The sequence below is a fragment of the Nonomuraea lactucae genome (assembly GCF_003313395.1).
Lineage (GTDB): Bacteria > Actinomycetota > Actinomycetes > Streptosporangiales > Streptosporangiaceae > Nonomuraea > Nonomuraea lactucae.
In genome coordinates, this window is record NZ_QNFZ01000598.1 from 1 (window position 1) to 2,176 (window position 2,176).

General features: G+C 72.6%; 2 protein-coding genes and 1 pseudogene. 1 reads left to right on the forward strand and 2 read right to left on the reverse strand.

Going from position 1 to position 2,176, the window contains the following annotated elements:
- Positions 1 to 214 (reverse strand): annotated as a pseudogene (locus DQW85_RS24035) (hypothetical protein); the annotation flags it as partial.
- A 71-nt stretch (positions 215 to 285) separates the two neighbouring features.
- Positions 286 to 810 (reverse strand): gamma carbonic anhydrase family protein, encoded by a 525-nt coding sequence (locus DQW85_RS24040; RefSeq protein WP_240197390.1) that lies wholly within the window; start codon positions 808 to 810, stop codon positions 286 to 288.
- 146 nt (positions 811 to 956) lie between these two features.
- Between DQW85_RS24040 and DQW85_RS24045 the strand changes: the two genes are divergently transcribed.
- A complete protein-coding gene (locus tag DQW85_RS24045) occupies positions 957 to 2,078 on the forward strand; it encodes a hypothetical protein (protein WP_113702316.1) in 1,122 nt (373 codons plus the stop codon).
- The last annotated feature ends 98 nt before the right edge of the window (positions 2,079 to 2,176 follow it).

Sequence of the window (2,176 nt, forward strand, 5' to 3'; positions counted from 1 at the left end):
CCAGGTGCCAGCGGCCGTCGGCCGGGTCGTGCAGGTGCCAGCGCGCGTGCGCGCCGAAGAGCCAGCGGTCGCCGTTGGGCGTCACCAGTGTCCTGGCCGCGATGGCCGCCGCGCGGGCGGGCACGGGAAGCTCCTGCCAGCGCGGGTCCGCGACCAGCGCGCGGACCTCCGCTTCGATGGCGGCGAACGCATCCCAGGAGCGCACGGCGGCCATCGTACTGGCCGCGCCGGAGTCGCCGGCGGGCGTCTACCCGGCGGAGTCTCCGTTATGGTGACAAAAGGGCGTCACGGCATCGCTGTCGCCCGGCGGTGCCGGAGTGCCTTGGCCATGTAGTTGTCGGGCGTACGGGCGAAGGAGGCGCGGTCGTCGTCGGTGAGCTCTCGCACGATCCTCCCCGGAACCCCCGCCACCAGCACCCCCGCCGGGATCTTCTTACCGGGGCCGACCAGGGCCCCGGCCGCGACCAGCGTGCCCGCGCCCACGCGCGCGCCGCCGAGCACGATCGCGCCGATGCCGATCAGCGCCCCGTGCTCCACGTGGGCGCCGTGCACCATGGCCTTGTGGCCCAGGCTGACGCGGGACTCCAGGATCGCGGGCTCGCCCGCGTCGGCGTGCAGGCAGCACAGATCCTGTACGTTGCACTCCTCGCCGATCTCTATTCGCTCGTCGTCCCCCCGGAGAACGGAGCCGTACCAGATGCTGGACGCCCGGCCCACCCGCACCCTACCGACCACGACGGCCCCGGGCGCTATGTACGCCTCGGGATGGATGTCCGGGAATGCTCCGTCGTTCAATGCTGCGATGTACACCCGTCACATGGTAATTCCGGCCCCAGGTCTGCCGTTCGGGTTGCGGACGTGGGCAGATGGCAGGAAAGTCGTTTCCTGACGTCTCGTTGCCAGACCCTCACAAGCTGCAGTTTTCTCCCGCCTCACGCGAATCTTAGGTAACCCCCATGACAAACCAGCACGAGAGCATTCCCGACCTGATGCAAGAGGACACCTTCGAGGTCGTGATGCGCGGCTACAACCGCCGCCAGGTCCACGACTACATGATGCGCAACCGCAACCAGATACGGGATCTGGAGGAGCGGCTGGCTCGGGCTATCGACCAGGCGGAGCAGGGCCGCCTGGAGCTGGCGGAGGCCAGGCGGCGCATGGTGGAGGGGCCCCAGAACTACGAGGACCTCAGCCCCAGGCTCGCGCAGATCCTCAAGCTGGGCGAGGAGGAGGCCGCGTCGAAGAGGGAGGACGCCGAGGCCGAGGCGGCCAGCGTGCGCGACGCCGCCATGTCGGAGGCCGACAGGGTCCTCACGTCCGCCCGCGAGACGAGCGACAACATCCTCACCTCCGCCCAGGCGGAGGCTGAGCGGCGCGTGGGTGAGGCGACCGCGGCGGCGGAGCGCATGCTGGCGCAGGCGGGCGCCGACGCCGAGGAGAAGCTGAGCACCGCGCGCACGGAGGCCGAGCACGCGCTGCGTGAGGCAGGGGCCGAGGCGGAGCGGCTGGTCACCGAGGCCCGGCAGGAGTCCGAACGGCTGCGCGAAGCCGCCGGCACCGAGGCGGCGCAGACTCTGACCGCCGCCCGCGGCGAGGCGGAGACCACGCTCACGGCGGCACAGCAGCGGGTGGCCTCCCTGGACGAGCACGCGGGCCGCCGCGTCGAGTACCTGACCAACACGCACACCGAGGTCGTCCGCCGGCTGACCGAGATCAGCTCGGTGCTGGGCGACCTGATGCACGCCGAGACCGCGGCCGGCCCCCTGGTGGTCGAGCCGGCGTCCGCGCCCCAGGAGTCCCCGGCCCAGACAGCGGCCCCGGCCGGAGCGGCCGGCCGGCCCTCCCAGCCGTCCACCCAGGCCGAGGTCCAAGCCGAGGTCCAGTCCCAGGTCCAGTCCCAAGCGGCCGACAACGCCGAGGAGGCCGACGGAGCCGAGGGCGGGGCGGCCTCGCCCGACGACGACGTGCGGATCATCGTCGAGGAGGGCGGCGACCCGTCCGAGACGGCACCGGTGCGGCAGGCCGTCTCCGACGACACGGACGTGAACCTGGGCCACCTGTCCGACGTGCGCAAGTAGCGACCAGGACCGTCACCCACAGTCCCGCGCGCCGGGTGCCCCCCGTGCGCCAGGTGCCCGCTCCTGCGCGCCGGGTGTCCGCCCCCGCGCGTGGCGGG

Bases quoted from the DNA above. Each gene is read 5' to 3' on its own strand.
- DQW85_RS24045 (WP_113702316.1), top strand. From the start codon at position 957: ATGACAAACCAGCACGAGAGCATTCCCGACCTGATGCAAGAGGACACC.